The sequence below is a fragment of the Enterobacter sp. MGH 24 genome, assembly GCF_000493015.1.
Classification (GTDB): domain Bacteria; phylum Pseudomonadota; class Gammaproteobacteria; order Enterobacterales; family Enterobacteriaceae; genus Enterobacter.
The window spans coordinates 2,794,516-2,800,768 of record NZ_KI535657.1; the positions used below are offsets into that span (position 1 = coordinate 2,794,516).

Here is a 6,253-nt window from a genome sequence, read left to right on the forward strand (position 1 = left end):
AATGTCCGTTAACGTTATGGGCTTACCCGAGCCCATAAAAATTTACTCTCCGTTTACTTTCTCCCATTCCAAACCATCATTCCCGCGCGTATAGTAGCGAAGTTTAAAAGCATTAACTTTTGTTGCATTACCGGGATGTAAAGTGAATACAACGCTGTTTCGATGGCCGGTTCGTGTCTATTACGAAGATACCGATGCCGGTGGTGTGGTTTACCACGCCAGCTACGTTGCTTTTTATGAACGGGCACGCACAGAGATGCTGCGCCATCATCACTTTAGTCAACAGGTGCTGTTGGCTGAGCGAGTTGCCTTCGTGGTTCGCAAGATGACGCTTGAGTATTTTGCGCCTGCCAGACTCGACGATATGCTCGAAGTCCAAACTGAAATTACATCAATGCGCGGGACCTCACTGGTGTTCACGCAGCGGATAGTCAACGCAGAGAATACCGTACTGAACTCAGCTGAAGTGCTGATTGTTTGTGTTGATCCAACCATAATGAAGCCTCGTGCGCTTCCTAAGTCTATTGTCGCGGAGTTTAAGCAGTGACTGACATGAATATCCTTGATTTGTTCCTGAAGGCAAGCCTTCTGGTTAAACTTATCATGTTGATTTTGATTGGTTTTTCAATCGCATCCTGGGCCATCATCATCCAGAGAACGCGTATCCTCAATGCCGCTGGCCGTGAAGCTGAAGCGTTTGAAGATAAGTTCTGGTCGGGTATTGAGCTTTCTCGTCTGTATCAGGAAAGCCAGGGACGCCGTGAAAACCTTACAGGCTCCGAGCAAATTTTTTATAGCGGTTTCAAAGAGTTTGCCCGTCTGCATCGTGCAAACAATCATGCGCCGGAAGCGGTGGTGGAAGGTGCCTCACGTGCGATGCGCATCTCTATGAACCGCGAGCTGGAAAATCTCGAAACGCATATTCCATTCCTCGGCACTGTCGGTTCTATCAGTCCGTATATCGGTCTGTTTGGTACCGTGTGGGGGATCATGCACGCCTTTATCGCGCTGGGCGCGGTGAAGCAGGCGACGTTGCAGATGGTTGCACCGGGTATCGCTGAAGCACTGATTGCGACCGCTATCGGTCTGTTTGCGGCAATTCCGGCGGTTATGGCTTACAACCGTCTGAACCAGCGCGTGAACAAACTGGAACTGAACTACGACAACTTTATGGAAGAGTTCACTGCGATTCTGCACCGTCAGGCGTTTACCAGCACCGAGAGCAACAAGGGGTAAACCATGGCCAGATCGCGTGGACGAGGTCGTCGCGAGCTCAAGTCCGAAATCAATATCGTTCCACTGCTGGACGTCCTGCTGGTACTGCTGCTGATCTTCATGGCGACAGCGCCAATCATTACCCAGAGCGTGGAAGTGGATCTGCCGGATGCGACAGAATCACAGGCGGTGAGCACCAATGACGATCCTCCGGTTATCATTGAGGTTTCCGGCGTAGGGCAATACAGCGTCGTGGTTGAGAAAGATCGTATGGATCAGCTGCCGCCTGAGCAGGTGATTGCTGAAGCGCAGCGTCGTCTGGAGTCAAATCCGAAAACGGTCTTCTTAATCGGTGGCGCGAAAGACGTACCCTACGATGAAATTATTAAAGCGCTGAACTTGCTACATAGTGCGGGTGTTAAGTCAGTTGGCTTAATGACCCAACCTATTTGATCATCCGCGTAGTTTTTGGGAACCGATAGTGTCAAAGGCAACCGAACAGAACGACAAGCTTAAGCGAGCGATAATCGTCTCCGCAGTGCTGCACGTGATTCTCTTTGCAGCGCTGATCTGGAGTTCGTTCGACGAGCATATTGATGCATCAGCCGGCGGCGGTGGAGGGTCTTCCATTGACGCCGTGATGGTGGATCCCGGTGCGGTAGTACAGAACTATAATCGCGAGCAACAGCAGAAGGCGAGTGCCAAACGGGCTGAAGAGCAGCGTGAAAAACAGTCGCAACAGCAGGCGGAAGAACTGCGTGAAAAGCAGGCCGCAGAGCAGGAGCGTCTGAAGCAGCTTGAGAAAGAACGTTTGCAGGCGCAGGAAGCTGCGAAAGAGCAGGCGGAACAGCAGAAGCAAGCCGAAGAGGCCGCGAAAAAAGCACAGGAACAGCAAAAGCAGGCGGAAGAGGCGGCAGCAAAAGCCGCAGCGGACGCGAAAGCACAGGCTGATGCCCAGGCAAAATTAGCGGCAGAAGCGGCGAAGAAAGCCGCTGCTGATGCTCAGAAGAAAGCTGAAGCGGAAGCCGCGAAGAAAGCCGCTGCTGATGCCCAGAAGAAAGCTGAAGCGGAAGCCGCGAAGAAAGCCGCCGCTGATGCTCAGAAGAAAGCCGAAGCGGAAGCCGCGAAAAAAGCCGCTCAGGAAGCAGAGAAGAAAGCTGCTGCCGAGGCCGCGAAGAAAGCGGCTGCTGCTGAGAAAGCTGCTGCAGAAAAAGCTGCCGCCGCTGAAAAAGCCGCTGCCGATAAAAAAGCTGCAGCTGAGAAGGCCGCTGCCGATAAGAAAGCTGCTGCTGATAAAGCGGCTGCCAAAAAGGCCGCAGCCGCTGAAAAAGCCGCTGCCGCCGCAGGGGTTGACGATCTGCTGGGCGATTTGAGCTCCGGTAAGAATGCACCGAAAACGGGCGGTGGGGCGAAAGGAAACAACGCAGCGCCGACGGGAAGTGGTAACACTAAGAGTAACGGTGCGACAGGGGCTGAAATCAACGGTTATGCCGCGCAGATTAAATCCGCTATTGAAAGCCGATTCTATGATGCGTCTTCCTATACCGGTAAAACGTGTACGTTGCGTATAAAACTGGCTCCGGACGGCATGCTGCTCGATATTAAGTCTGAAGGTGGCGACCCGGCTTTATGTACTGCGGCCCTGGCTGCAGCGCGTCAGGCGAAGATGCCTAAACCGCCGTCTCAGGCAGTTTACGAAGTCTTCAAAAATGCGCCGCTGGACTTCAAACCTTAAGTTACATTTTCCCCGTGCAAACGGGGAAAAATAGACCAGGTTTAGTCACAGGGTTCTGGTAGTTTTGTCTATTTGAGTTTGTTAACATTCTGCTAAATTATCGTGGGTAAGGTTACCCGGATAAGGGAGATATGATGAAGCAGGCATTACGTGTAGCATTTAGTTTTTTAATGCTGTGGGCAGCAGTACTGCACGCAGAAGTACGTATCGAGATCACCCAGGGGGTGGACTCGGCACGCCCAATCGGGGTTGTTCCGTTCCAGTGGGCCGGTCCTGGCGCTGCACCTGAAGATGCCGGTGGCATCGTGGCGGCTGACCTGCGTAACAGCGGTAAATTCAACCCGTTAGATCGTTCTCGTCTGCCTCAGCAGCCGGGTAGCGCGCAGGAAGTACAGCCTGCAGCATGGTCTGCACTGGGTATTGATGCCGTGGTTGTGGGTCAGGTTACGCCTAACCCGGACGGCTCTTACAACGTGGCCTGGCAGCTGGTGGATACCGGCGGTGCACCAGGTACCGTTCTGGCTCAGAACTCTTACAAGGTCACTAAGCAGTACCTGCGCTACGCGGCACACGCGGCCAGCGATGCAGTATTTGAAAAACTGACCGGCATTAAAGGTGCGTTCCGTACCCGTATCGCGTACGTGGTGCAGACCAACGGTGGTCAGTTCCCGTATGAGCTGCGCGTATCTGACTACGATGGCTATAACCAGTTCCTGGTGAAACGTTCTTCACAGCCGCTGATGTCTCCAGCCTGGTCTCCGGACGGTTCTAAACTGGCCTATGTCACCTTCGAAAGCGGTCGTTCAGCACTGGTTATCCAGACGCTGGCAAACGGTGCCGTTCGTCAGGTGGCGTCTTTCCCACGTCACAACGGTGCGCCTTCGTTCTCTCCGGACGGGTCTAAACTGGCATTTGCGCTGTCAAAAACCGGTAGCCTGAATCTGTACGTGATGGACATTGGCTCTGGTCAGATCCGTCAGGTGACCGACGGTCGCAGCAACAACACTGAACCTTCATGGTTCCCGGACAGTCAAAACCTGGCGTTTACCTCTGACCAGGCTGGCCGTCCACAAATCTACAAAGTCAACATCAACGGCGGTGCTCCGCAGCGTATTACCTGGGAAGGTTCGCAGAACCAGAACGCAGACGTGAGCAGTGACGGTAAATTTATGGTAATGGTGAGCTCCAACGGTGGGCAGCAGCACATTGCCAAACAAGATCTGGTAGCGGGTGGCGTTCAAGTTCTGTCGTCAACGTTCCTGGATGAAACGCCAAGTCTGGCACCTAACGGCACGATGGTAATCTACAGCTCTTCTCAGGGGATGGGATCTGTGCTGAATCTGGTTTCTACAGATGGGCGTTTCAAAGCGCGTATTCCGGCAACTGATGGACAGGTAAAATCACCTGCCTGGTCGCCGTATCTGTAAATAATAATTAATTGATTACTAAAGGAATCATAGAAATGCAACTGAACAAAGTGCTGAAGGGGCTGATGATCGCTCTGCCTGTAATGGCAATCGCAGCGTGTTCTTCTAACAAGAACGCAAGCAATGACCAGAGCGGCGAAGGCATGATGGGTGCCGGCACCGGTATGGACGCGAACGGCAATGGCAACATGTCTTCTGAAGAGCAAGCGCGTCTTCAGATGCAGCAGCTGCAGCAGAACAACATCGTTTACTTCGATCTGGATAAATACGACATCCGTTCTGACTTCGCTGCGATGCTGGATGCTCACGCTAACTTCCTGCGTAGCAACCCATCTTACAAAGTCACCGTAGAAGGTCACGCGGACGAACGTGGTACTCCAGAGTACAACATCTCCCTGGGTGAACGTCGTGCTAACGCTGTTAAAATGTACCTGCAGGGTAAAGGCGTTTCTGCTGACCAGATCTCCATCGTTTCTTACGGTAAAGAAAAACCTGCAGTACTGGGTCACGACGAAGCGGCTTACTCCAAAAACCGTCGTGCCGTACTGGTTTACTAAGAGAATTGCATGAGCAGTAACTTCAGACATCATCTGTTGAGTCTGTCGTTACTGGTTGGAATAGCGGCCCCCTGGGCCGCTTTTGCTCAGGCACCAATCAGTAGTGTCGGCTCAGGCTCGGTAGAAGACCGGGTCACTCAACTCGAGCGTATTTCTAACGCTCACAGCCAGCTTTTAACCCAACTCCAGCAACAACTTTCCGACAACCAGAATGATATTGACTCTCTCCGCGGTCAGATTCAGGAAAGCCAGTATCAGCTTAACCAGGTTGTGGAACGTCAGAAGCAAATCTTGCTGCAGATAGATAGCCTCAGCAGCGGTGGTGGTGCACAAGCACAGCCAGCAGCAGGCGATCAGAGCGGTGCGGCGACATCTGCACCAGCAGCGGATGCGTCTGCTTCAACAGGCGCGCCTGTACAGAGCGGTGACGCGAATACGGACTACAACGCTGCCATTGCGCTGGTGCAGGATCAATCTCGTCAGGATGAGGCGCTTGCTGCGTTTCAGAGCTTTGTTAAGAAATACCCTGATTCAACTTATCAGCCAAATGCGAATTACTGGCTCGGTCAGCTGAATTACAACAAGGGTAAAAAGGACGATGCGGCGTTTTATTTTGCCTCCGTGGTAAAAAATTACCCGAAATCGCCAAAAGCGCCTGATGCGATGTACAAAGTGGGCGTCATCATGCAGGACAAAGGCGACACTGCGAAAGCCAAAGCGGTTTATCAGCAGGTGGTCTCTAAATTCCCGGGTACCGAAGGTGCCAAGCAGGCGCAAAAACGTCTGAATTCGATGGGATGATTATCGCATGACCAGAAATCGCGTTATTTCTGGTCGTGCAGCATGATTACTAAGCAGTTAAGTGATCTTCATCGAAATTTTTGTTGCGCTGAATTCTTAAATCAGTAATATATGCCGCCGTTGCCACGGGATATCAAACAACGTGAAAACAGCGTAAAAGTGGGTCGTTAGCTCAGTTGGTAGAGCAGTTGACTTTTAATCAATTGGTCGCAGGTTCGAATCCTGCACGACCCACCACTAAGTCAGGTGGAAGTAGTAGTAAAACGTGAAGGATAACGTTGCGTTAGCAACGGCCCGTAGGGCGAGGCGAAGCCGAGTCATCCTGCACGACCCACCACTTAACGCATACCGGCAGTACAGAGTGGGTGATTAGCTCAGTTGGTAGAGCATCTCCTTTACACGGAGGGGGTCGGCGGTTCGAGCCCGTCATCACCCACCACTCGGGTCGTTAGCTCAGTTGGTAGAGCAGTTGACTTTTAATCAATTGGTCGCAGGTTCGAATCCTGCACGACCCACCA

7 protein-coding genes and 3 tRNA genes are annotated in these 6,253 nt (G+C 52.3%); all 10 read left to right on the forward strand.

Annotated features, from left to right (window positions below; all coding sequences use genetic code 11):
- Positions 1–142 precede the first annotated feature (142 nt).
- The 10 genes from ybgC to L370_RS08725 all read left to right on the forward strand — a co-directional run bounded on the left by ybgC (position 143) and on the right by L370_RS08725 (position 6,253).
- The gene (gene ybgC / locus L370_RS08770; protein ID WP_003858593.1) at positions 143–547 is read left to right on the forward strand and encodes a tol-pal system-associated acyl-CoA thioesterase; all 405 of its coding nucleotides are present in this window, start codon (positions 143–145) and stop codon (positions 545–547) included.
- The gene (gene tolQ, locus L370_RS08765) at positions 544–1,236 is read left to right on the forward strand and encodes a Tol-Pal system protein TolQ (protein WP_008501101.1); all 693 of its coding nucleotides are present in this window, start codon (positions 544–546) and stop codon (positions 1,234–1,236) included. The genes ybgC and tolQ overlap by 4 nt, the downstream gene beginning before the upstream one ends.
- A gap of 3 nt (positions 1,237–1,239) precedes the next feature.
- Complete coding sequence (tolR, locus tag L370_RS08760; protein ID WP_003858589.1) at positions 1,240–1,668, forward strand: colicin uptake protein TolR; 429 nt, start codon at positions 1,240–1,242, stop codon at positions 1,666–1,668.
- A 28-nt stretch (positions 1,669–1,696) separates the two neighbouring features.
- Complete coding sequence (gene tolA / locus L370_RS08755; protein WP_023334941.1) at positions 1,697–2,950, forward strand: cell envelope integrity protein TolA; 1,254 nt, start codon at positions 1,697–1,699, stop codon at positions 2,948–2,950.
- A gap of 134 nt (positions 2,951–3,084) precedes the next feature.
- A complete protein-coding gene (gene tolB, locus L370_RS08750; RefSeq protein ID WP_013097529.1) occupies positions 3,085–4,377 on the forward strand; it encodes a Tol-Pal system beta propeller repeat protein TolB in 1,293 nt (430 codons plus the stop codon).
- 35 nt (positions 4,378–4,412) lie between these two features.
- The gene (gene pal / locus L370_RS08745) at positions 4,413–4,934 is read left to right on the forward strand and encodes a peptidoglycan-associated lipoprotein Pal (protein WP_003858578.1); all 522 of its coding nucleotides are present in this window, start codon (positions 4,413–4,415) and stop codon (positions 4,932–4,934) included.
- 9 nt (positions 4,935–4,943) lie between these two features.
- Complete coding sequence (gene cpoB / locus L370_RS08740) at positions 4,944–5,735, forward strand: cell division protein CpoB (protein WP_023334942.1); 792 nt, start codon at positions 4,944–4,946, stop codon at positions 5,733–5,735.
- Positions 5,736–5,896: 161 nt separating this feature from the next.
- Positions 5,897–5,972 (forward strand) — tRNA-Lys (locus L370_RS08735).
- Between the two features lie 126 nt (positions 5,973–6,098).
- A tRNA-Val gene (locus tag L370_RS08730) sits at positions 6,099–6,174 on the forward strand.
- Positions 6,175–6,177: 3 nt separating this feature from the next.
- Positions 6,178–6,253 (forward strand) — tRNA-Lys (locus L370_RS08725).

Bases quoted from the DNA above. Each gene is read 5' to 3' on its own strand.
- tolB (WP_013097529.1), top strand. From the start codon at position 3,085: ATGAAGCAGGCATTACGTGTAGCATTTAGTTTTTTAATGCTGTGGGCA.
- cpoB (WP_023334942.1), top strand. From the start codon at position 4,944: ATGAGCAGTAACTTCAGACATCATCTGTTGAGTCTGTCGTTACTGGTT.
- pal (WP_003858578.1), top strand. From the start codon at position 4,413: ATGCAACTGAACAAAGTGCTGAAGGGGCTGATGATCGCTCTGCCTGTA.
- tolR (WP_003858589.1), top strand. From the start codon at position 1,240: ATGGCCAGATCGCGTGGACGAGGTCGTCGCGAGCTCAAGTCCGAAATC.